Below are 23,113 nucleotides of genomic sequence, written 5' to 3'. Positions count from 1 at the left end.
CCATATTTCAGCAAGGTATTACCTTGTGGGTCGAATTTCAATGCTTGAAGCATCAGGCCCCGACCGAACAGTCAGAGCCAAGACGTCATGCGTTAGCAACGTCCGTTCAAATTCCGTACCGTTCGGTGCGAATGTTTTCCGCTGCAACGCCGGCATCGATCAGCGCCTGGGCGGCGGCGGAAACGAACGCATTGGAGCCGCAGACAAAGGCGAGACCGGGGGGCTCGGGCAGCCGCGCCATCGCTTGCGCCATCATCGCAACGTCCACCCGCCGCGAATAATCGGCGGGACGGCGTGCGGCCTCGCGCGTCAGCGTCAGCACCAGATCGAAGCCGTCCTGGCGATCATCGAGGGTGATCAGTTCGTCACGAAAGATCACTTCGTCCCAGACCCGGGCTGAAAAGACCAGGACAACGGGCACGCTCGAATTGCGCGCGGCGCGATGGCGAACCATCGACATCAAGGGGACGACGCCCGAACCGCCGCCGACCAGCACAAGCGGGCCATTCCCATCTTCTGGCCAGACGAAATGCCCGCCGAGCGGCCCGCGTAGTTCGATTTCGTCGCCAATTGCCGCGACCTCATGGAAGAAGGGCGAAACCTCGCCGTCGTCGAGTTTTTCAATCGCCAGTTCGATCACGCCGCCACTCTCGGGTGCGGAGGCGATGGAATAGGAGCGGCGCGCCTGATAGCCGTCCGGCGCCGTCAGCCTGACGTCGACATGCTGCCCGGCGCGATAGGCAAAGGGCCGAGACGGCTGGAGAAAGAAGCTGGTGACACGCGGCGTGCGCTTTTCGATGCGGACGATCCTGGCTACCTGCCAAGGCGATTGCACTGCTGCCGCATCGCTCATGGATCGTCCGTGTAGCGCTGCTCGCGCCATGGATCGCCATAGATGTGGTAGCCGCGCAATTCCCAGAAACCGGGTTCATCGCGAGTGGTGAATTGCAGGCCGTTCAGCCATTTGGCCGACTTCCAGAAATAGAGATGTGGAACGAGCAGCCTTGCCGGGCCGCCATGGTCCGGCGTGATCGGCTTGCCTTCGTAAAGCAGCGCCACCATGGCCTTGCCGGCGGTGAGATCCTTGACCGGCACATTGGTCGTGTAGCCGTCGAACGCGTGCGCCAGCGTGAAGCCGGTCGGCGGCTCCAAACCCGCGTCGGCAAGGATATCGTCGACCAGCACGCCCTGCCACGACGTGTCGAACTTGGTCCATGCGGTCACGCAATGGATGTCGCGCGTCATCTTGGTCTGCGGCAGCGCGTTGAACTCGGCCCAGTTCCATTTCTTGATCGGCCGTGGCCCATGTTTCAGAGTGAATGACCAATCCTGCGTGCCCACGCGCGGCGTGGGACCGGCCGACAGCACTGGAAAGCCCTGTTCGAGATATTGGCCGGGCGGTATGCGCGCATCGTCATCGGTTGGTGGGCGCCGTCCTGAAGAGAAACCCCGGGTGACCATCGCGGCAATCCCCATTGCATCAGACCACTATCGGCCTGATGCAATGTTCTCGAAGATGTCGTGGCGGGCAACCGAAATCTTTGACGGCAGAGGCCGGCGGGGCTCGTCACCGACGAACCCCGCCGGTCCTGCGTTCACGTCAACGCCACGTCTCAGCCATTGGCGAAAGGCACTGCGACATAGATCTGGCCGCCGTCCCGCTCGACCAGCAGAAGCACCGACTTGCGGCCGGACTTGCCGGCCTGGGCGATCGCCTGCGTCACTTGCCTGGCACTCTTCACCGGCACCTGATTGACGGCGACGATGATGTCGCCGGCCTGGATGCCGGAAGCCGCGGCAGCCTTGTCGGGATTGACGCTGGCAACCACCGCGCCACGTTGATTGTCGGCGAGATTCATCTGCTCGCGGATGTCGGGGGTGATGTCCATCAGGCCAAGCCCCATCGCTGGAAGGCGCGAGCCTTGCTCGGCGCTTGGCGCGCCGGACCCGTCGTCCGCCGACGCGGTCTTCACATCGTCGGTGTTGCGGCCGACAGCGACGGAAATCTGTACCGCCTTGCCTTTGCGCCATACGTCCAGCGTCTCCCTGGCGCCGGGCGCGACATCGGCGACCGCCCGCGACAGGTCCTTGGGATCCTTCACGTCCTGCCCGGCAAAGCTGGTGATGACGTCGCCTGTCTGGACACCGGCGCTTGCCGCCGGCGAGCCGTCATTGACCTGCGAAACCAGCGCGCCGCCAGGATGATCGAGCCCAATGGCGCTAGCCACATCCGGCGTCACCGGCTGGATCTCGACGCCGAGATAGCCGTACTGGATGGAACCGTCCTTCATCAGCTTGGCGACCACTTTCTGGGCCTGATCCGACGGAATGGCGAAACCCACACCAACGCTGCCGCCATTAGGCGAATAGATCGCCGCGTTGATGCCGACGACATTGCCGTTTACATCGACCAGCGGACCGCCGGAATTGCCGTGATTGATCGGGGCGTCGATCTGGATGAAGTCGTCAAACGGTCCGCTGTGCAGGTCGCGGCCGCGTGCAGAAACGATGCCTGCGGTGACCGTGGTGCCGATGCCGAACGGATTGCCGATCGCCAGCACCTGGTCGCCGGTCATCAACTTGTCGGAGTCACCCCATTTGACCGTCGGCAGGGACTTGCCGGCTTTGATCTTGAGCACGGCGAGATCGTTCTTGGCGTCTCGGCCGACGAGCGTCGCGGGAAGTTCGGTGCCGTCGTCGAGCGTCACCTTGATCGAAGAGGCGCCATCGATGACGTGATTGTTGGTGACGATGGTGCCATCGGAGGCGACGATGAAGCCGGAGCCGAGTGCTTCGGCCCGCTGTGCCTGTTCCTGCGGCGGCGTGCGCGGAGCGGGCATGCCCTGGTCGCCGAAGAACTGGCGGAAATAGTCGTCGAATGGCGAGTTGCCGAGAGGCACGCCATCGTCCGTGCTTTCCGGCTGTGCCTTCATGACGGTGGTAACCGTCACCACCGCCGGCTTGTCGGCGGCCACGATGGGGGCGAACGAGCCGTTGGGCGCAGTGATGCCGGCGACAGGTGTCTGGGTTGTCGGAACGGCGTTGCCCGCGCTTTGGGCGAAAGACATGACGAAGGGGGATATGATCAGCGCAGCGCCCAGCAAGGCCGCGACGCGATGTCTGCGAAGGATATCTGACATGGTCGTTTGTCCGGGCGAGAGTTGATCCGTCGCCGTGGCCGCTCCCATGTCAGGAAAGCCAGCCATCTGGCGTGTCGAGGGTCGCGATTGCCCGTCTCGCCTGGCATGGCAGCCGACCGGATCGACAGCCTGCATCTAGGGCGCAGATTGGCCCGATTTAGGGTTTTCGGGCGACCTTACGAAGATTTAATCTCCGGACGGCAGGTCATAATATCGTCAGGCGGGGCTTTTCTACCCCGCCGGGGCGTCAGATCCCGGCGGTTCGCCCGAGATAGGTCGTGGCAATCGCGCGCATGCGCTTGCCGTCGAAGCTCGGTCCGTGTCCGCCATGGCCGATGCGGATCGGCAGGTCGAGCAGGCGCTGCATCGTACTGATATAGGCCGTTCGGTCCGAATCCGGCAGGTCGTCGATCAGCGTGTCGTCGTAGATGGCGTCGCCGCTGAAGAACAGGCCGTCGACCTCGTCGAACAGCGCGATCGAATCCGGGGAATGGCCCGGCAGATGCAGCACACGGAACTGCCGGTCGCCGAGATCGACGATGTCGCCCTCGTCCAGGGTCCGCGTCAATGGAGCGGACGGGATCTTGTAGTCGGCCGCCTTCCAGCCCGGCGCCGGCAGTTTCGAGACGGCGCCGTCGAGATCGTGGAACATGTAAGCGTAGGTCACCGCCTCATCCATGCTCTCGAATTGTTCGGCGCTCATCCTTGGCCCTGCTCGCCACGGGAATTCGTGCAGCGAGCCGACATGGTCGAGATGGATGTGGGTGGCGACGACCAGCAGCGGCTTGCCGTCGGACGTCTCGATCTCGGGCGCCAGCGGACAGATGCCCATGCCGGTGTCGACGAGCAGGTCGGCGTCGCGGCCGCGCAGATGCCAGATGTTGGCGCGCAGGTACTCATGCACGAACGGCTCGGTCAGCATCGTCGTCTTGTCGTCGACGATGCGCCTGCTGAACCAGTCCGGCATCAGGTGTGAGCCTGGCATCAGACGAAGGGCTTCCCGACCTTGTACTTTTCCGGCACCAGCCGCTTGAGATAGGCCATACCGGCATCCGACAGCTGATTGACATCGGGCTTCATGAAATCATCCGGCATGTGGCGGGTCTTGCCGGCGACGTTCTTCAGCGGCACTTTCTTCAACACCGTTTTGGTGCCGTCATATTGCAGCGCCACCGAGCCGCCGCCCTGTTCGGAGACAGTGACGGCGAAAGCGCCGGCATCGAAAGCCTCCTGCGCGTCGACCGCGCTGATGGCGCCGATATTGCCGCGCGGCATGTAGCCTAGGGCATCGACGCGGGCTCGCTTGCCCGGCAGCCCTTCTGCCAGCGCACGCTCGAGTGCAGCCGGCAGGTCGCTGCCCGACAGCTTGACGTTGCCATGCTCGTCGCGCTCCAGTTTGTCCGGCGGCACCAGGCTTTCGACCAGCGCCTTGCCGTCGGCGGTGCTGACACCTTCCGACACGGCGACGATGCAGCGCTTGTGGCGATCGAGCGTGGCGCGAACGTCGTCGATGAAGCCGGCGGCCGAGAATGGGCGCTCAGGCACATAGACGAGGTGCGGTCCGCTGTCGGGGTCGAGCTGCCATGCCGCAGCGGCCGCGGTCAGGAAGCCGGCATGCCGGCCCATGACGATGCCGACATAGATGCCGGGCAGCGCGCGAAAATCGAGGTCGACGGACAGGAAAGCGCCGGCGACGAACTCGGCCGCGGAGATGAAGCCCGGCGTGTGGTCGTTTTCCTCGAGATCATTGTCGATGGTCTTCGGCGCATGGACGAAGGCGATCTTGCCGCCGGCGGCTTCGGTCAGGATTTGCTGTGTGCCCGACGTGTCGTTGCCGCCGATGTAGATGAAAGCGTCGGCGCCGGCCTTCTTCAGGCCGTTGAGGATGACATCGCAATAGGCGGCATCCGGCTTGTCGCGCGTCGAGCCAAGGGCCGCACTCGGCGTGCCGGCAATCAGCCGCAGCCGGTCTTCCGGGATGGCGGAGAGATCGACATAGTTGCCGTCACGAATGCCGCGCACGCCGTGAATGGAGCCGAGGACCTTGGCACCGGGATGCCGCTTGCGGATCTCCAGCGTCGCCCCGACTACCGTCTGGTTGATGACGGCGGTTGGACCGCCGCCCTGCGCGATAACAAAAGTTCCGGCCATTCCTGACGTCTCCCGAGCGATGAATTCGCAGGCACATTCGCCTGTCTTTCGCTATCGCGCAACGGAAGAGTGGGACGGGTGACGTGTCAGGCGACGACGACCGGGTTTTTCTTTGAGACGCGGCTGTAGAGATCGATGATGTCCTGGTTGATCAGGCGCACGCAGCCCGACGACATCGCCTGGCCGATGCTCCACCATTCGGGCGAGCCGTGGATGCGATAGCCAGTGTCCTTGCCGTCCTGGTAAATGTAGAGGGCGCGCGCGCCGAGCGGGTTGGTCAGGCCACCGGGCTGGCCGGCCTGCCATTTCACCAGTTCCGGCTTGCGCGCGATCATTTCGGGCGGCGGCGTCCAGGTCGGCCATTCCCTGCCGTACTGGATGTTGGCGCGGCCGGACCAGCGAAAACCGTCCTTGCCGATACCGACGCCGTAGCGGATGGCATCGCCGCCCGGCTGCACGAGATAGAGCATGCGCTCCTGCAGATGGACGACGATGGTGCCGGGTGCCTCGCCTGTCGTGTCGACGACGATCTGGCGGCGGAACTCCGACTTGACCTTGAGATATGGCACTTCCGGCACGTTGAAGCCGCCATCCGTCATCGCGGCATACATCACGCCGGGGCTGGTGATGTTCTTGTCGACGCTGATGCTCGGCCGGATCGGTCGCACGGAACCGGTGACCGTATCGTCGAGTTCGAGTGCGGGCAGGCCGCCGCCCGAGGTCGAGCAACCGGCAGCGCTGAGCAGCGCGAGCGCCCCTGCCCCTGACAGGATGGCACGACGGGAAAGATGATGATCGGTTTCGATTGCGTCGCCGTTTCGCGGCGGCGTCAGACCTTGCGGCAACTCACGCATATACCCAAACCCTACGCTGTCGGCGGGAAGCACGGTCCGGCCGGATAGCGGGCATTTTCATCATTCATGGTTGATAAAGCGTGAAGACTTTGCGCAGCCTGTGTTTGCGCATTGCCCGGCGGGCGCTCGACCTTCCTGCCTGAGCATTGACTGGGAGCTGCTGCACAAAAAGGCCTCGGACGGGTCATAATCCCGGCACTGGTGTTTCCTACCCCTCAAGCGATCAGCGAGGGGCCTCCATGTGCAAGACGTTAAAAACCGACATCAAGCTTTTTGCCGCTGCCATTGTCGCGGCAGCAACCGTACTCGGTGCCAATGTCAGCCTGGCCGATATCGTGAGCACGCTGAGCGGCGCGAACTGACACCGATCTGCCGTTGGCGCAGTTAGGGGAAATCGCCTCTTTACATTCTCCCGGGCCTAAGGATTTATCCTCTTCTTTGAGCTCAAAGGAGACGAGCATGTCCTTCGAAAACTGGGCCGCCTTCGCCGCTGCGTCGACGATCCTTCTCATCATTCCGGGCCCGACCATCCTGCTGGTCGTGTCGTACGCGCTGGGCCAGGGCTGGCGCACCGCTCTGCCGATGGCGGTCGGCGTGGCGCTGGGCGACTTCACCGCGATGACCTTGTCGATGCTGGGCATCGGCGCGCTGCTGGCGGCTTCGGCGACGGTCTTCACCATTCTAAAGCTGATCGGCGCCGGCTATCTGATCTATCTCGGCGTGAAACTGTTTCGCGCCGGCGGTGCGCTGAAGGCCGAACCACGCACCGATGCGGTGTCGTCGGCCAAGATGATGGCGCATGCCTGGCTGGTCACCGCGCTCAATCCGAAAAGCATCACCTTCTTCGTCGCCTTCCTGCCGCAGTTCCTCGACCGGCACGCCGATTTCTGGACGCAGATGCTGATCTTCGAGACGACCTTCCTGGCGCTCGCCTTCGCCAATGCCTTCGGCTACGCGCTGATCGCGGCACGCGCCCGCAACGTGGTGCGCAATCCCAAGGCAATCCGCATCTTCAACCGCACCGGCGGCACGCTGCTGGTCGGCGCCGGCATCGCCACGGTGGCGATGCGTTCCAGCAACTAGGCTCTCTTTTTGGCATGACCCCGAAACTGTTTTTCGGGGTCACGATCGGCCTTACCATTTGACGCTGAAGCCGAGATTGCCTTCGAGGATACGGCGTTTGTCGCCGCCGAGATTGGTGGTGTAGTCGCCGGTGGCGAAGATGCTGACCTTGTCCGTCACCTTGGCGATCACGCCGCCGCCGAATTCGAACGAGGTCGATTTGCCCTCGGTCGAGATATCGGTGGTGTCGAAATTGACATGGCTGGTACCGCCGAAATCGTGCCAGATGTTGGCCTTGAGGTAGGGCTGCAGCGCCATGCCGTTGATCGTTGTCTCGCCTTGCAGCCGTGCGCCCAGCCGGCCGGTGACGCTGCCGTCGGAATCGAAGGAAACCGAAGCAAAGCGGTCCGAGGTATCGTCGAGCGACAGATGCTGCCAGACCAGTTGCGCCTGCGGCTCGAGCGTCCAGCCTTGTCCTAGCGCTATGGGATAACCGCCTTCCAACGAAGCTGTGACGCCGGTGCCGCCGACATCGATGCCGATGTCACGCGACGATGTCGCATTTCCCCCGAAGAAGGTGGCCATCAAGACGCCGTCCAGATACCAACCGCCTTGGCCGATGCGGGTCCAGTAGCCGCCGACACTGGTGCCGTCGAGATCGATACCGCCGACGGATAGATTGTCCTGTCCCAGCGCCTGGCCGCGCACATCACCATTCATGCTGGCATAGGCGATGAACAGGCCGGCGCGATCGACCGAACCGGAGCTGGTTTCTCGGCCGAACAGATCGAAGCCGCCCTGGAAGCCGAACAGTGTGCCGTCGAAAGACGGCGACACCGTTCCCGACCAGGCCATCTTGGTGTCCTGACCGAAAATGCGGCCCCAGACCGGCGACAGCTCCATGTTCGACAACAGGCTCTGCTCGCCGCGCCGTTCGTGGAAGGTACCGAGCGTGGTCATCGCCAGATGTTCGGCGACCGGCGGCAAGGCCGAATAGACCGGAACCTCGATGCGATAGAGCAGGATTTCCTCTCCCGCGGCCGGTGTCGGCAGGTCGGGCGCCGCCGTCGGCACCACCGGTGGCGGAGGTGGCGGATCCGCGGCCGCTGCCTCGGGCGGCGGCGGTGGCGGTTCGGGCGCCGGATCGCTGGCCTGTACCGGCGGCGTCGGATCGACGGGCGGGTTGTTGATGTCGCCTTCGGTCGGCACCGGCACCGGCGGCAGCTCGGATGGCGGTGGTGGCGGCTCGGTCTCCGGCGCTACCGGTTCCGGCGGCGGGGTGGGTTCGAGCGCCGGTGGAGCCGCTGCCGGTGTCGCCGGCGTGATCAGTGTCGAGCGCAGGTACCAGTTCTCTTCGCTGCCGGCGCTGACGCCGCCCTTGAACAGATAATATTCGAAGGCACCGGCGGCGACCGGTGCGTCGAGCGCAAAGGTGGAGGCGCCGGAGGTAGCGCCGTTGACCGCCTGGACGACCATGATGCCGTCCTGCGTGGTCGCCGCACCGGCGCCGCCGAGATTGACCACGGTGATGCCGGTCGAACCGGAAGCCGTTCCGCCCGACAGGACCAGCCGGTCGGATGCGGAACTATCGTCACCGAGCTCGGTCTGGATAAGCAGCAGGCCACCCAGTCCGGTATAATTGCCTGATATCGTCAGCCGATCTGTCGCGCCGGTGCTGCCGTTGGTCAGGTCGATGCGTCCGGCATTGGTGACCTGCGCCAGCTGGCCGGCCGTGAAGGCCTGGATCGCCGCGTTGAAGCCGCCGCCGAACAGCGTGCTGGCGGCATCGACACTGAGCGATCCGGTGCCGGTGCCGCTGTCGCCGAGCACCAGATTGCCGTCCAGCGTCAGCTCGGTGTCGTTGGTGGCGTTGATGGTTTCCCAGTTCTGGACTCTGGCGATCCCGTCCAGATCGACGTTGTCGAAAGTCAGCGTGTCGGTACCGAGACCGCCGTTTATTGCATCCGTGCCACCGAGATTGGCGTTGGTGAGGTTGCTGAGCTTGGCGGTGTCGTTGTCGCCGCCGAGATCGACAGCGCCATAGATGATGCCGCCGCCGTTCCAGACGAAGTTGTCGGCGCCAAAGCTCATCAGGATATCGCCGCCGACCGTGCCGCCGGTGACCGTCACGCTGTCATTGCCGCCGCTGACGCTGATGTTGCCGCCGATGGTGCCGCCCGACAGGATGATCGTGTCCTCATCGAAGCCGGTGACGAGGTTGCGGTCGATGGTCCCGCCGGACATGTTGAAATAGTTCTTGTCGAGCTTCATGTTGACGCGGCCGATGCGACCGCCGGTCATCACGGCGCGGTCGCCATCGTCGAAGAAATCGACGATGCGGCCGCCGGTCATGGTGAAGGTGTCGAGGCCATCGCCCTGGTTGAGCGAACCGATTTGGCCGCCGCTCATGTTGAAATCGTCGATGCCTGCGCCCTGCTGGACATTGCCGGCGACAGTGCCGGCGCCAATGGTAAAGAAATCCGTGCCGCCGCCCTGATCGACGGTGCCTGTGATGGTGCCGGACTGCATGTCGATGCGGTCCGTGCCGACGCCAAAGGTGACGTTGCCTGATATCTGCCCGGTGCCGCCGGCGGGAAAATTCAGCGTGTTGTCGCCGTCGGCATCGGCGAGGCTGCCGCCCGATGAGCCGCTATCGCAGGTGTAAACGGTGTTCCCGGCGGATGGGCCCAGCACGCATGCGGCAAACGCAGCGGAATTGGGCAGCAACGCAAAGGCTGTAGTTGAGAGGACGCTAATAAGCCATGGATATAGCTGGCGCGGCCTTCGCCGTAGCAAAGCAACTGCTCCTTCCGCATCCTCCGAACGACTGTTCTGAGGCCCGTTCTTCAGATGCCGCATCGCGTCCCTCTCGATTCGCGATTTCAAGCCCCCGCCCGGCGCCGCAATGAAGACACAATTCACTCGATTTTACAAAGCCTAATCTGCCCTGCATGGTTGCTAATCTGCCCTGCATGGTTGCTAAACTGCAAAGACTACTGAAATGGTCTGGCGCAGCGCGTGGTTGGCGTGTCCGTGGCTCATGCTTTAGGATCGCCTTGGGCCGAAGGATCGAGGGCCTGTCACGGGTCGATGAAAGGACATCGCATGGCAATCAGGGACGCATTCGGCCTGACGCTTTCGGGCGCTACGGAGGCGGGATTCACGCCCTACAGCCAGGCGGTGCGTGAACTGCAGTGCTTCATCGGCGATCCCGTAGCCTCCATCGACAGCGCCATCGCGGAAGATCCCGGCTTCGTCATGGCACATGTCTTCAAGGGCTATCTCTTCGGCCTCGCCACCGAGCGGGAGGCGACGGCGGTGGCCAAGGCTTGCCATGAAGCGGCACTGCCGCTAGCCGCGACCACGCGCGAGCAGGCGCATGTCACAGCCCTTGGTCACCTCGCCAACGGGCGTTGGCATCAAGCCAGCCGCATTCTTGAAGATATCACCATCGAGACCCCGCGCGACGGGCTGGCGCTGCAGGTCGGCCACCAGATCGATTTCTTCACCGGCAATGCCCGCATGCTGCGCGACCGTATCGCCCGCGCCCTGCCAGCCTGGCAAAGCGGCATGCCCGGCTACCACGCCATGCTCGGCATGCAGGCGTTCGGGCTGGAGGAAATGGGTGACTATGTCAGGGCCGAACAGCTCGGCCGCTCGGCGGTCGACATGGAGCCGCGCGACGGCTGGGCTCAGCATGCCGTCGCCCATGTCATGGAAATGCAGAGCCGGCAAAGGGATGGCATCGCCTGGATGCGCGCCAACCCGGAAGCGTGGACAAGGGAGAGTTTCCTGCAGGTCCACAATTGGTGGCACCTCGCGCTGTTCCATTATGATCTCGGCGAAACGGATGAGGTGCTGGCGCTCTATGATGGCCCCATCTACAGCGTGCAATCGACGATGGCGCTCAACATGGTCGATGCCTCGGCAATCCTGTGGCGGCTCCACCTCGGCGGTTTCGATGTCGGCGACCGCTGGGGAGCGCTCGCCGCCAACTGGCGCAAGGCCGGCGCCGGCCTTTATGCCTTCAACGATGCCCACGCCATGATGGCCTTTGTCGGTGCAGGGCTCGATGCGCCAGCCCTCGCCTTGCTCGAGACGCAGCGCGAAGCCATGCGCGGCAATGACGACAATGCGGCTTTCACAAGGGATGTCGGCCATCCGCTGACGCTCGCCATCAAGGCGTTCGGTGAAGGCAGCTACGCCGAGACCGTGCGCCTGATCCGGCCGATCCAGTCGATCGCCCATCGTTTCGGCGGCAGCCACGCCCAGCGCGACGTCATCGACCTGACACTGATCGAGGCGGCCCTGCGCGCCGGTGAAGGTGCGCTGGCCAGGGCGCTCACGGCAGAACGTTCGATGGCGCGACCCGACAGTCCGCTGTCAGCGCTGTTTTCGCGACGCGCCGTCGATTTGTCGGAGAATTGACCCGAAGCGGATCTTGTTTTAAAAACTGGCCAAGCCAGATTTTTTCGAGACCCGAAAAAATTAATGGCATGGGAGGAAGTCATGTATCTCGGCCTCGATCTCGGGACATCGGGCGTCAAGGCGCTGCTGATCGATGCCGGGCAAACCGTCATCGGCTCCGGCCATGCGCCGCTCGATGTTTCACGCCTGCATCCGGGTTGGTCGGAACAGAATCCCGACGACTGGATCCGGGCCTGTGAGGAGGCGGTTGCCGACCTCAAAGCCAGGCATCCCGGGGAATTCGCCGCGGTCAAGGGTATTGGCTTGTCCGGCCACATGCATGGCGCAACGCTGCTCGACGCCGCCGACAAGGTGCTGCGGCCCTGCATTCTATGGAACGACACGCGCAGCCATGCCGAGGCTGCCGTCCTCGATGCCGACCCGCGCTTCCGCGCGCTGACCGGCAACATCGTCTTTCCCGGCTTCACCGCGCCGAAGCTTGCCTGGGTGAAGAACAACGAGCCCGCTGTCTTCGCCAAGGTCGCAAAAGTGCTGTTGCCCAAGGATTTCCTGCGGCTCTGGCTTTCGGGCGAACACATTTCGGAAATGTCCGATTCAGCCGGCACGTCCTGGCTCGATGTCGGCAAGCGGCGCTGGAGCGCGGACCTGCTCGCGGCGACATCGCTCGACGAGAATCAGATGCCGTCGCTGGTCGAGGGTACGGAGAAGGCAGGCGCGCTGCGTGCCGAACTGGCATCTAAATGGGGCATCCAGGCCGGCATTCCGATCGCCGGCGGTGCGGGCGACAATGCAGCCTCGGCCTGCGGCATGGGCACGGTCGGCGCCGGCCATGCCTTCGTCTCGCTCGGCACGTCGGGCGTGCTGTTTGCCGCCAATGCTTCCTACCTGCCCAACCCGGCAAGTGCCGTGCATACCTTCTGTCACGCGCTTCCTAACACCTGGCACCAGATGGGTGTGATCCTGTCGGCAACCGATTCGCTCAACTGGCTGTCCGAAATCACCGGGAAGAGCGCCGGCGAATTGACCGCCGAACTCAGCGACACATTGAAGGCGCCAAGCGGCGTGTCCTTCTTGCCTTATCTCTCGGGTGAGCGCACACCCTACAATGATTCCGCCATTCGCGGCGCGTTCACCGGGCTGGCGCATGAATCGAGCCGTGCCGTGCTGACGCAGGCCGTGCTGGAGGGTGTCGCCTTTGCCTTCCGCGACAGCCTCGAAGCCCTGGCCAAAGCCGGCACGACTTTGACGCGGGTAACGGCGATCGGCGGCGGTTCGCGCTCGCGCTACTGGCTGAAGGCAATTGCCACCGCGCTTCAACTGCCTGTCGACATTCCCGCCGACGGCGACTTCGGCGCCGCCTTTGGTGCCGCACGGCTCGGCCTGATCGCGGCTACGGGTGCCAATCCGCTTGAAATCTGTACGGCACCGAGGACCGATGCCACGATCGAACCGGACGCGGCGCTTGGCGGCGTCTATGCCGATGCCTATCAGCGCTACCGGGCGCTCTACCCGGCAATCAAGGTCGCCACGGCGTGAGCAATTTCTCGCCCACGCCGCGGCTTGCCAGCTCACTGCGCCGGCACCTTGTCGAGGAAGCCGGTGACGCTCTTCAGGCGGCCGTTCTCGATGACGCCGATGTCGGTACCTTCAATGACGGAAGGAATGCCTTCCGGACCAAGGTTCCACGAGAAGCGGATCTTGTCGGCAAAACCGTCCGGCGTGCCCTTCAGCGAAAACCGGAAGCCGGCAAAGCGCTGCTGCACGCCGTCGATCAGGGCCGCGACACCCGCATGGCCATCGCCCTGCATGAGCGGATCGCGATAGCTGACGTCTTCGGTGAAGGTCGCCTTGAGCAAGTCGGCCCGGAGCTCGGCATCGCTTTCGTTCCAGGCAGTGATGTAGTTCTGGGCGATCTTGTTGAGGTCGGTCATGGTCTGTCTCCTTTGCTGGACGGTTTTGACACGAGCCTTTTCGACCAGCGGAAGAACGAAACCAATTACGCCTGAGGTAATCAGAGCGAATTACCTGAGATAATCAGGGCGAACTATTCGAAAGAGGAAAAAGATCATGAGCAGCGGATTTTTCGGCGACATCCAGAAGATCAAATATGAGGGGCCGGATTCGACCAATCCGCTGGCCTACCGGTTCTACAATCCCGATGAGGTCGTCGCCGGCAAGCGGCTGGAAGATCATCTGCGTTTCGCCGTCGCCTACTGGCATTCCTTCGCCTGGCCGGGCGGCGATCCATTCGGCGGCCAGACCTTCGACCGTCCCTGGTTCCCCAAGGCAGGCGGCGTCGACACGATGGAACTGGCCAAGCTCAAGGCCGATGTCGCCTTCGAGATGTTTTCGCTGCTCGGCGCGCCCTATTTCTGCTTCCACGACGCCGATGTGCGGCCGGAGGGCAAGGATTTTTCCGAAAGTGCGGCCCGCCTCGACGAGATATCAGACTATTTCGCCGGAAAAATGAAGCAGACCGGCGTCAAGCTTTTGTGGGGCACGGCCAACCTGTTCTCCAATCGCCGCTTCATGTCAGGTGCGGCCACCAATCCCGATCCGGATGTCTTTGCCTACGCAGCGGCGACTGTAAAAAGCTGTATCGACGTCACCAAGCGGCTGAAGGGTGAGAACTACGTGCTGTGGGGCGGGCGCGAGGGCTATGAGACGCTGCTCAACACCGACCTTGCCCGCGAGCAGGAACAGGCCGGCCGTTTCCTCAGCATGGTCGTCGACTACAAGCACAAGATCGGTTTCAAGGGCACGATCCTGATCGAGCCGAAGCCGCAGGAGCCGACCAAGCACCAATACGATTACGATGTCGCGACCGTTTACGGCTTCCTCAAGCGCTTCGGGCTCGAGAAGGAGGTCAAGGTCAACATCGAGCAGGGCCATGCCATCCTGGCCGGCCATTCCTTCGAGCACGAGCTGGCGCTGGCCAATGCGCTCGGCATTTTCGGTTCGATTGACATGAACCGCAACGACTACCAGTCGGGATGGGACACCGACCAGTTCCCCAACAACGTGCCGGAAATGGCGCTGGCCTACTACCAGGTCCTGCAGGCCGGTGGCTTCAAGACCGGCGGCACCAATTTCGACGCCAAGCTGCGCCGTCAGTCGCTCGATCCGCAAGACCTGCTGATCGGCCATATCGGCGGCATGGACTCTTGCGCACGCGGTCTGAAAGCCGCGGCTCGCATGGTCGAGGACAAGGCGCTGTCCGCACCGCTGGCCGAACGTTATGCCGGCTGGAACACGGCCGAGGGCAAGGCGATGCTTTCCGGCAAACGCACGCTGGAAGACATCGCCGAGCGCGTCGTCAAGAAGAAGATCGAGCCGCAGCCAAGGTCCGGCCGCCAGGAACTGCTGGAAAACGTCGTCAACCGGTACGTGTGAAGCCCGATCTCTGGACCGACATCCGCCACCTCTGGCTGAAGGCCGCCGCCATCACCATCTGCTAGTCAGCGCATTTCGCGCGCCGCCGAAGATCGCACGGATCTTTGGCGGCCTGCACGCGATCAAGGTGCCGCGCCGCCGAAAAGGCGACACGGCGGCCTTTACTTTTATGCATGTCGTCGTCCCAAAACCGCTGTGCACTTTTGAGCGACATGCATGGCAGGAGACGGAAAATGGCAGAGGATCGAATCATCGTGCGCCCGGCGCAGGCAAGCGATATCCCGGCTTTGAAGCGGGTCCTGCAGGAAACATTCGAAGGCACCTGGCTGCCGAATGTCACCGAGGCAGCGGCGCAGCGCTATATCGAGACGGATATTGGCGGGCGTTATGTCGACCGGAGCTGGCCTGAATTTGCCGTTGCCGAGATCGATGGCGCGGTCGCCGGCCTGATCCATTGGCGCGCGGACTTCATCGAAGCCCTGCACGTCATGGCCTCCCGTCAAGGGCAAGGTGTCGGCCGCAAATTGCTTTCCTATGCCGAACAGGCGATCGGCGCGACCGGGTCGACGCAGGTGCGGTTGGAAACCGACACGTTCAACCTGCCCGCACAAGCACTCTACAAGGCGGTCGGCTATGTCGAGAAAAACCGCTATCCGGATGACGAATGGGACAGTGGCTTCACCACGGTGCTGTTCGAGAAGCGACTGTAGATTTCTCCTTGACCTGCGCTGCCCAGACGCAGGAACAGCTTTGCGCAAGGCCGGGTCCGACGACACGGTTTTGCCCTTTGCCGCCCTTCAATGACCTCGCTCTTGCCTTCAAACTGCCGTCACGTATCTCGTATAAGACTGGCTCGTGGCGGGAGAGGAAGAAGGAGGCGAACCGATATGCAGAACGAACGTGAAATCGACGCCCTGCTCTCACCTGGCGAGACCGGATCGATCATCGACCGGCTGATGGCGATGCCGAGGAAAACCGACGACGCCAAGATTTCGAACGAATGGGATCGCGCCGTTGCCAGCCGCTTCGAGACCCATCTTGCCAGACAGATGCGCTCGCAGATCGATGGCGACCATCAGAACGCGGCCTGATTTTTCTTTTGAACTAGCCCCTCCGAAGCCTGACCGGCGCTTCGCCGAAAGCCCTTGAAAACGCTCTCGAAAACGCCGCGGCGGACGAAAATCCGGTCCGCCCGGCAATATCGGCCATGGCAACCCTTGTATCGACCACCAGCCGGCGCGCGGCGCCGAGGCGCAGCCTGAGATAATAGGCGCCCGGCGTCTCGCCGATCGACTTGCGAAAGATGCTCTCCAATGTCCGCGCCGTTACCCCGGCGCGCTTTGCCACCGCCTCTATGGTCAGCGGCTGGTCGACATGCGATTCCATCAGCCGGATGGCTTGCGCAAGGCGCGGGTCGTAACCGTCGAGCCGGCCGAGCGAGACCAGCGGCTGCGCATCGGTCGCCGCACGCGCCTGATCATAGATGAACGAACTTGCCACATCCAGCGCCACGGCCATGCCGAGCCGGGTGCGAATCAGATGCAACATCAGGTCCAAAGTTGGCGAGGCGCCGCCCGTAGTGAAGACCGACCCGTCGATGATGTATCGATCGGGGCGCACGTCGACGCCCGGGAAGGCGGAGGAAAAATCCTCCATATCCTCCCAATGGGTGGTGGCGCTGCGTCCTTCCAGCAAGCCGGCGCGTGCCACCAGCCATGTGCCGGCTTCGACACCGCCGCAGGCGCGCGCCGTTCGCGCCGCGCGGCGCAGGCCTGACAGCAGAGCCGATGTGGCATAGTTCTGAGTGCCGAAACCGGCGACGACGACAAGCACATCGGTTGGTTCAGCCGCATCGAACCGGCCACTGACCGCCACCGGCAGGCCGCATGTTGTGACCGGCGCCTCGCCCGTCACCGAGACCAGTTTGAAGTCGAACAGGGTTTCGCCGGCGATGCGGTTGGCGGCGCGCAGCGGATCGACTGCGCATGCCACGCACATTATGGACGCCCCGGAAAACACCAGCAGCGTCACCTTAAGCGGTGAGTGCTCGGCACGAAAGATTGTCGATTTTTCGCTTTTTGTCATACCACCTTCGTAAAACGCAAAACAGTTTCCGACAAGTCAGGCATTGTCGCCGTCTGTCTGGATTGGGAGGAGAGTTCCATGCCGCTTGCCATGAACCGCGAGGTTTTCATTACCTGTGCCGTGACCGGGTCCGGCGGCTCGCAGGATCGCAGCCCGCATGTGCCACGCTCGCCCAAGCAGATCGCCGATTCGGCGATCGACGCGGCCAAGGCGGGTGCGGCGATCGTGCATTGCCATGTGCGTGATCCCGAGACCGGCAAGCCCAGGCGCGACGTGCATCTCTACCGCGAAGTGACCGAGCGCATTCGCGAGGCCAATGTCGATGTGGTGCTGAACCTGACCGCCGGCATGGGCGGCGACATGGTGTTCGGATCGCCGGAAGCGCCGCTGCCGCTCAACGAAAAAGGCACCGACATGGGCGGCGCCACCAACCGCATGGAACATGTGCGCCAGTGCCTGCCGGAAATCTGCACGCTCGATTGCGGCACCATGAATTTCGCCGAGGCCGACTATGTCATGACCAACACGCCCGGCATGCTGCGCGCCATGGGCGGCATGATGACGGCGCTCGGCGTCAAGCCGGAGATCGAGGCTTTCGACACCGGCCATCTGTGGTTCGCCAAGCAACTGGTTGAGGAAAAGGTGCTCAACCCCGACGCGCTGGTGCAGCTCTGCATGGGCGTGCCGTGGGGGGCGCCTGACGACCTCAACACCTTCATGGCCATGGTCAACAACGTGCCATCGACCTGGAACTGGTCGGCCTTCGCCATCGGCCGCAACCAGATGGCCTATGCCGCTGCGGCGGTGCTAGCCGGCGGCAACGTCCGCGTCGGGCTTGAGGACAATCTGTGGCTCGACAAGGGCGTGCTGGCGACCAACGCGCAATTGGTCGAGCGTGCCGCCAGCATCGTCACCAATCTGGGCGCCAGGATCATCGGCCCGGAGGAAGTGCGCAAGAAGCTGAACCTGACCAAGCGGGCGCCGATAGCGGCATAAATTATTCGCTGGGAGGGTCGGCATGACTACCGTAAAATTCACGGCGATGAAGGATGGCGACCGGGACGACTACGAGTTCCTGACCGCGCATGAAATCGACTATGCCGCCAGGACCGGCGAGCGGCTGCTCGATGCGCTGGTGCAACTCGATGAGGGCCTGTCGGGTTACAAGATCACCCGGCTCGGCCATTCGCTGCAGGCCGCGACGCGCGCCTGGCGTGACGGCGCCGACACCGACTGGATCGCCTGTGCGCTGCTGCACGACATCGGCGACATCTACGCGCCTTACAATCACGACGAATATGCCGCTTCGATCCTGAAACCCTTCGTGCGCGAGCAATGCACCTGGGTCGTGGAAAAGCATGGCGACTTCCAGCGGCTCTATTATGCTCACCATCTGGGCGGCAACCGCCATGCCCGCGACCGCTTCGCCGGCCACGCCTATTTCGACGATTGCGACCAGTTTTGCGAGCGCTGGGACCAGTCGAGCTTCGACCCCGACTACGACACGCTGCCGATCGAGTTCTTCCGGCCCTTCGTGCTCGAAGTCTTTGCCCGCAAGGCCTACGACGCGTCCGTGATCCGCGCCGGAGAGCGCGTGCCTCTCATCGATCCCGCAACAGCCAAGACAAGAACCGGAGCCACAGCATGAGCATCATCAACAAGGCGGCCGCCATCGGTGGCGGTGTCATCGGCGCCGGCTGGGTGGCGCGGCTGCTGCTCAACGGCATCGACGTGTCGATCTTCGATCCGGATCCCGAGGCCTCGCGCAAGGTCGGCGAAGTGATGAAGGGCGCGCGCCGCGCCTACAAGCAGATGGTGCCCGGCGGCTTGCCCAGGGAAGGCAAGCTGACCTTCGCCAAGACCATCGCCGAGGCGGTCGCCGATGCCGATTTCATCCAGGAGAGCGTGCCGGAGCGGCTCGACCTCAAGCACCGCGTGCTGGCCGAGATCGACGCCCATGCGCCGGCCAATGCGATTGTCGGCTCCTCGACCTCCGGCATCAAGCCGACCGACATGCAGGTGGCGATGAAGAAGCATCCGGAGCGGCTGGTCGTCGGCCATCCGTTCAACCCGGTCTATCTCCTGCCGCTGGTCGAGATCGTCGGCGGCGAGCAGACCTTTCCCGAGGCGATCGAAGTCGCCAAGGAGATGTACGCCTCGATCGGCATGAAGCCGGTCGTCATCCGCAAGGAGATCGAGGCCTTCGTCGGTGACCGGCTGCTCGAAGCGGCGTGGCGCGAGGCGCTGTGGCTGATCAAAGACGGCATCTGCACGGTCGAGGAACTCGACGACATCATGCGCTATGGCTTCGGCCTGCGCTGGGCGCAGATGGGTATGTTCCAGGTCTATCGCGTCGCCGGCGGCGAGGCCGGCATGCGCCATTTCATGGCGCAGTTCGGCCCGTGCCTGAAATGGCCATGGACCAAGCTGATGGACGTGCCGGAGTTCAACGATGAGCTGGTCGACCTAATCGCCACGCAGTCGGACGATCAGGCGCATGGCCTGTCGATCCGCGAGCTGGAAAAGATCCGCGACGACAATCTGGTCGCCATCATGGATGCGCTGTCGAAGCAGAACAAAGGCAAGGGCTGGGGCGCCGGCGCGCTGCACAAGGACTATACCAAGCAGCTCGCCAAGCTCGCGGCGAAGAAACCGACGGCCTCCAAGGCGGCCGAGAAAGCCAAGGCCTTGAAGCCGGTGAAGAAAGCCGAAAAGCCGAAGAAAAAGACCGGCAAGAAGAAAGGCTAAGACCATGGATTTCGGGCTGTCGGAGGAACAGAGGCTCATCGTCGAGACGACGCGTGCGTTCGTCGAGAACGAGCTTTACCCGCATGAGCGCGAGGTCGAGCGCACCGGCGTGCTGCGCCGCGACCTGATCGAGGAGATCAAGGTCAAGGCGATCGAGGCCGGGCTCTATGCCGCCAACATGCCGGCCGATGTCGGCGGTGCCGGCCTGGATACGGTGACCTGGCTGCTCTACGAGAAGGAACTCGGCCGCGCCAACTATGCGCTGCACTGGACCTGCGTGGCGCGCCCCTCCAACATCCTGCTCGCCGGTACGCCGGAGCAGCGCGAGAAATACCTGTTCCCCTGCATCCGTGGCGAGAAATGGGACTGCCTGGCGATGACCGAGCCGGGCGCCGGCTCCGACCTGCGCGGCATGAAGGCGACCGCCGTGCAGGATGGCGACGACTGGGTGCTGAACGGCACCAAGCATTTTATCTCCCACGCCGACCTCGCCGACTTCGCCATCGTTTTCATGGCCTCGGGCGAGGAAGAGTCTGCGCGTGGAAAACGCAAGAAGATCACCGCCTTCTTCGTCGACAAGGGCACCAAAGGCTTCACCGTCCGCGACGGCTACCGCAATGTCTCGCATCGCGGCTACACCAACGCCATCCTTGAATTCGACGATTGCCGGCTTCCCGCCGCCCAAGTGTTGGGCGAAGTCCACAAGGGTTTCGACGTCGCCAATTCCTGGCTCGGCGCCACCCGGCTGCAGGTCGGCGCCACCTGCCTCGGCCGTGCCGAGCGAGCGCTTGGCCATGCCGTCGAATATGCCGCGCAGCGCCAGCAGTTCGGCCAGCAGATCGGCAAGTTCCAGGGCGTGTCGTTCAAGCTTGCCGACATGACGACCGAACTGAAGGCCGCCGACCTGATGGTGTTCGAAGCCGGCTGGAAGTACGATCAGGGCACCGTCACCGATCAGGACATGGCCATGGCCAAGCTGAAGGCCACTGAAATGCTCGCTTTTGTCGCCGATGAGGCAATCCAGGTCCATGGCGGCATGGGGCTGATGGACGACCTGCCGCTGGAGCGCATCTGGCGCGACGCGCGCGTCGAGCGCATCTGGGAAGGCACGTCCGAGATCCAGCGCCACATTATTTCAAGGGCGCTGCTGCGTCCGTTCGGGGCCTGAGCATGATCCCGAAAAGTGGACGCCGGTTTTCGGAAAAGATCATGCTCCAACGAGAAAATAGCCATGCATAAACTTGAGCGTCTCCTGCGGCCGAAATCGATTGCCGTCTTCGGCGGGGCGCAGGCTGCAGCCGTCGTCGCGCAATCGATCAAGATGGGCTTTGCCGGCGAGATCTGGCCGGTGCATCCGACCAAGGACGAGGTCGCCGGCCGCAAGGCCTATCGTTCGGTCGCTGACCTGCCTGGCGCGCCGGACGCTGCCTTTGTCGGCGTCAACCGGCATTTGACCATCGAGGTGGTCAAGGCGCTGGCCGAGCGCGGCGCCGGCGGCGCCGTCTGCTTTGCCGCCGGCTTCCTCGAGACCGAGGCCTATGACGACGATGGCGAGCGGCTGCAGGCCGAGCTGGTCGCAGCAGCCGGCTCGATGCCGATCATCGGGCCGAATTGCTATGGCCTGATCAATTATGCCGACGGCGCGCTTCTGTGGCCCGACCAGCATGGCGGCATAAGACTGGCCGAGGGCGGCAAGGGCGTCGCCATCATCACCCAGTCCTCCAACATCGCCATCAACATGACCATGCAGAAGCGCGGCCTGCCGATCGCCTTTCTGATGACCGCCGGCAACCAGGCGCAGACCGGCCTGTCCGAAATGGCGCTCGGCCTGATCGAGGACGAGCGGGTCACATCGCTCGGTCTGCACATCGAGGCCTTCGATTCGGTAGCCGGCTTCGAACGGTTGGCGGCACGAGCCCGCGAGCTTAAGAAGCCGATCATCGCCATGAAGGTCGGCCGCTCGGAACAGGCCAGACAGGCGACCGTCTCGCACACCGCCTCGCTGGCCGGCTCGGACGCGGCCTCGGGCGCGTTCTTGAGGCGGCTTGGCATTGCGCGCGTCGATTCCATCCCCGCCTTCATCGAGGCGCTGAAGCTGCTGCACATCACCGGACCTTTGCCCGGCTATAGGCTGTCGTCGATGAGCTGCTCCGGCGGCGAGGCCTCGGTCATGGCCGACAGTGCCGAAGGCCGCTGGGTCAATTTCCCTGATCTGACCGGCACGCACCGTGCTCATGTCAAATCGACGCTTGGGCCGCTGGTCGCGGTAGCCAATCCGCTCGACTACCACACCTTCATCTGGAACAACGAGCCGGCGATGACCGCCACCTTCACCGCCATGGTGTCGGGCGGCTTCGACCTCAACATGCTGGTGCTCGACTTCCCGCGACCCGACCGCTGCTCGGACACCGACTGGTGGGCGACGCTGCGCGCCTTTGAATCGGCGCTGAAGACCAACAGGGCGCAAGGCGCGATCGTCTCCTCGCTGCCGGAGAACCTGCCTGAGGAATACACGGCCGGGCTGATGGCGCGCGGCATGGTGCCGTTGTTCGGCATTTCCGAAGCGATGGATGCAGCCGGGGCGGCAGCCTTCATCGGCTGGGCTTGGGCTGAACCGCAGGCGCAGCCGATCGACACGTCGGCCGCCGGTGCGCCTGGCGGTGACCACGTCACCCCTGATGAGGCCGAGGCGAAATCCCGCCTCATTGAGGCCGGCCTGCCGGTGCCCAAAGGCGAACGCGCCGCCAATGCCGTCGAGGCGGTGATCTCGTCGATGGCGCTCGGCTTCCCGGTGGCGCTGAAGGCGCTCGGCGTCACCCACAAATCCGAGGTTGGCGCTGTCAGGCTCAACCTCAGGGATGCCGAATCCGTCAGCACGGCGGCGCATGACCTGTTGCCGCTCGGCACCGGCCTCTATGTCGAACGCATGGTGCGCGACGGCGTCGCTGAACTGATCGTCGGCTTCACCCGCGACCCGATGTTCGGCGCGGTGATGACCTTGGGCACTGGCGGCGTGCTGGTCGAACTGCTGCGCGACAGCGTCACGCTGATGCTGCCGGCAACGCGCGACGATATCGAGGCAGCGTTGCGCGGCCTGAAACTGTTCCCGCTGCTCGAAGGCTATCGCGGCCGGCCGAAAGCCGATGTTGCCGCTGCCATCGATGCCATCTCGGGCATTGCCGCTTTCGTGCAGAAGAATGCCGGAGAGATCGAGGAGCTCGACATCAACCCGCTGATCGTCTGCAGCGAAGG

At 63.6% G+C, this 23,113-nt stretch carries 21 protein-coding genes; 12 read left to right on the top strand and 9 right to left on the bottom strand.

Features of this window, described 5'->3' with window-relative positions; translation table 11 throughout:
* Positions 1 to 106 precede the first annotated feature (106 nt).
* The 6 genes from EN993_RS07290 to EN993_RS07265 form a co-directional block, all read right to left on the bottom strand.
* Positions 107 to 853: an FAD-binding oxidoreductase gene (locus EN993_RS07290; protein ID WP_109666864.1), complete on the bottom strand. Its 747-nt coding sequence runs from the start codon at positions 851 to 853 to the stop codon at positions 107 to 109.
* Positions 850 to 1,461: a sulfite oxidase-like oxidoreductase gene (locus EN993_RS07285; protein WP_127262794.1), complete on the bottom strand. Its 612-nt coding sequence runs from the start codon at positions 1,459 to 1,461 to the stop codon at positions 850 to 852. The genes EN993_RS07290 and EN993_RS07285 overlap by 4 nt, the downstream gene beginning before the upstream one ends.
* A gap of 152 nt (positions 1,462 to 1,613) precedes the next feature.
* Entirely contained in the window at positions 1,614 to 3,140 is a 1,527-nt protein-coding gene (locus EN993_RS07280) for a DegQ family serine endoprotease (RefSeq protein ID WP_127262793.1), read from the bottom strand.
* Between the two features lie 247 nt (positions 3,141 to 3,387).
* Positions 3,388 to 4,107: an MBL fold metallo-hydrolase gene (locus EN993_RS07275; protein ID WP_127262798.1), complete on the bottom strand. Its 720-nt coding sequence runs from the start codon at positions 4,105 to 4,107 to the stop codon at positions 3,388 to 3,390.
* A gap of 17 nt (positions 4,108 to 4,124) precedes the next feature.
* The gene (locus tag EN993_RS07270; RefSeq protein ID WP_127262792.1) at positions 4,125 to 5,291 is read right to left on the bottom strand and encodes a diphosphate--fructose-6-phosphate 1-phosphotransferase; all 1,167 of its coding nucleotides are present in this window, start codon (positions 5,289 to 5,291) and stop codon (positions 4,125 to 4,127) included.
* A gap of 86 nt (positions 5,292 to 5,377) precedes the next feature.
* The gene (locus EN993_RS07265) at positions 5,378 to 6,145 is read right to left on the bottom strand and encodes a L,D-transpeptidase (RefSeq protein WP_109666868.1); all 768 of its coding nucleotides are present in this window, start codon (positions 6,143 to 6,145) and stop codon (positions 5,378 to 5,380) included.
* Between the two features lie 239 nt (positions 6,146 to 6,384).
* Here EN993_RS07265 and EN993_RS38315 point away from each other — a divergent pair, with 239 nt between their 5' ends.
* On the top strand, positions 6,385 to 6,507 hold the full coding sequence (locus tag EN993_RS38315; RefSeq protein ID WP_013528283.1) for a hypothetical protein: 123 nt from the start codon (positions 6,385 to 6,387) through the stop codon (positions 6,505 to 6,507).
* Positions 6,508 to 6,604: 97 nt separating this feature from the next.
* The gene (locus tag EN993_RS07255) at positions 6,605 to 7,228 is read left to right on the top strand and encodes a LysE family translocator (protein ID WP_023761181.1); all 624 of its coding nucleotides are present in this window, start codon (positions 6,605 to 6,607) and stop codon (positions 7,226 to 7,228) included.
* A 51-nt stretch (positions 7,229 to 7,279) separates the two neighbouring features.
* On the opposite strand, the gene EN993_RS07250 is transcribed toward EN993_RS07255, so the two are convergent.
* Positions 7,280 to 10,066, bottom strand: coding sequence for an autotransporter outer membrane beta-barrel domain-containing protein (locus tag EN993_RS07250; protein ID WP_127262791.1), 2,787 nt, complete (start codon positions 10,064 to 10,066; stop codon positions 7,280 to 7,282).
* Positions 10,067 to 10,312: 246 nt separating this feature from the next.
* Between EN993_RS07250 and EN993_RS07245 the strand changes: the two genes are divergently transcribed.
* Together EN993_RS07245 and xylB are read left to right on the top strand one after the other, a co-directional pair.
* Positions 10,313 to 11,635, top strand: a complete 1,323-nt coding sequence (locus tag EN993_RS07245; protein ID WP_127262790.1) for a tetratricopeptide repeat protein — start codon at positions 10,313 to 10,315, stop codon at positions 11,633 to 11,635.
* Between the two features lie 81 nt (positions 11,636 to 11,716).
* On the top strand, positions 11,717 to 13,171 hold the full coding sequence (gene xylB, locus EN993_RS07240) for a xylulokinase (protein ID WP_127262789.1): 1,455 nt from the start codon (positions 11,717 to 11,719) through the stop codon (positions 13,169 to 13,171).
* Between the two features lie 32 nt (positions 13,172 to 13,203).
* Here xylB and EN993_RS07235 read toward each other — a convergent pair whose 3' ends face one another.
* On the bottom strand, positions 13,204 to 13,566 hold the full coding sequence (locus tag EN993_RS07235; protein WP_109666875.1) for a nuclear transport factor 2 family protein: 363 nt from the start codon (positions 13,564 to 13,566) through the stop codon (positions 13,204 to 13,206).
* Between the two features lie 136 nt (positions 13,567 to 13,702).
* Between EN993_RS07235 and xylA the strand changes: the two genes are divergently transcribed.
* The 3 genes from xylA (at position 13,703) to EN993_RS07220 (ending at position 16,119) form a co-directional block, all read left to right on the top strand.
* Positions 13,703 to 15,028: a xylose isomerase gene (xylA, locus tag EN993_RS07230; protein WP_127262788.1), complete on the top strand. Its 1,326-nt coding sequence runs from the start codon at positions 13,703 to 13,705 to the stop codon at positions 15,026 to 15,028.
* 233 nt (positions 15,029 to 15,261) lie between these two features.
* Positions 15,262 to 15,738 (top strand): N-acetyltransferase, encoded by a 477-nt coding sequence (locus tag EN993_RS07225; protein WP_126067314.1) that lies wholly within the window; start codon positions 15,262 to 15,264, stop codon positions 15,736 to 15,738.
* 177 nt (positions 15,739 to 15,915) lie between these two features.
* Positions 15,916 to 16,119, top strand: coding sequence for a hypothetical protein (locus tag EN993_RS07220; protein WP_109666881.1), 204 nt, complete (start codon positions 15,916 to 15,918; stop codon positions 16,117 to 16,119).
* A 13-nt stretch (positions 16,120 to 16,132) separates the two neighbouring features.
* Here the strand turns inward: EN993_RS07220 and EN993_RS07215 are convergent, their stop codons facing one another.
* Positions 16,133 to 17,113 (bottom strand): GlxA family transcriptional regulator, encoded by a 981-nt coding sequence (locus tag EN993_RS07215; protein ID WP_127262787.1) that lies wholly within the window; start codon positions 17,111 to 17,113, stop codon positions 16,133 to 16,135.
* A gap of 78 nt (positions 17,114 to 17,191) precedes the next feature.
* Here EN993_RS07215 and EN993_RS07210 point away from each other — a divergent pair, with 78 nt between their 5' ends.
* From EN993_RS07210 to EN993_RS07190, 5 genes are all read left to right on the top strand, one after another.
* Positions 17,192 to 18,109: a 3-keto-5-aminohexanoate cleavage protein gene (locus tag EN993_RS07210; RefSeq protein WP_023775990.1), complete on the top strand. Its 918-nt coding sequence runs from the start codon at positions 17,192 to 17,194 to the stop codon at positions 18,107 to 18,109.
* A 22-nt stretch (positions 18,110 to 18,131) separates the two neighbouring features.
* Positions 18,132 to 18,761: an HD domain-containing protein gene (locus EN993_RS07205; RefSeq protein ID WP_109666885.1), complete on the top strand. Its 630-nt coding sequence runs from the start codon at positions 18,132 to 18,134 to the stop codon at positions 18,759 to 18,761.
* Positions 18,758 to 19,861 carry a carnitine 3-dehydrogenase gene (locus EN993_RS07200; protein ID WP_126067313.1) on the top strand — a complete coding sequence of 368 codons (1,104 nt, stop codon included), beginning with the start codon at positions 18,758 to 18,760 and terminating at the stop codon, positions 19,859 to 19,861. Before EN993_RS07205 ends, EN993_RS07200 begins: the two co-directional genes overlap by 4 nt.
* Before the next feature lie 4 nt (positions 19,862 to 19,865).
* Positions 19,866 to 21,029 carry an acyl-CoA dehydrogenase gene (locus EN993_RS07195; protein ID WP_127262786.1) on the top strand — a complete coding sequence of 388 codons (1,164 nt, stop codon included), beginning with the start codon at positions 19,866 to 19,868 and terminating at the stop codon, positions 21,027 to 21,029.
* A 63-nt stretch (positions 21,030 to 21,092) separates the two neighbouring features.
* On the top strand, positions 21,093 to 23,113 hold a 2,021-nt coding region (locus EN993_RS07190), incomplete at its 3' end, for an acetate--CoA ligase family protein (RefSeq protein WP_164757570.1).

The sequence above is a fragment of the Mesorhizobium sp. M7D.F.Ca.US.004.01.2.1 genome (genome assembly GCF_003997785.1).
GTDB classification, from domain to species: domain Bacteria; phylum Pseudomonadota; class Alphaproteobacteria; order Rhizobiales; family Rhizobiaceae; genus Mesorhizobium; species Mesorhizobium loti.
This window is presented reverse-complemented; position numbering and strand designations above follow the sequence as displayed.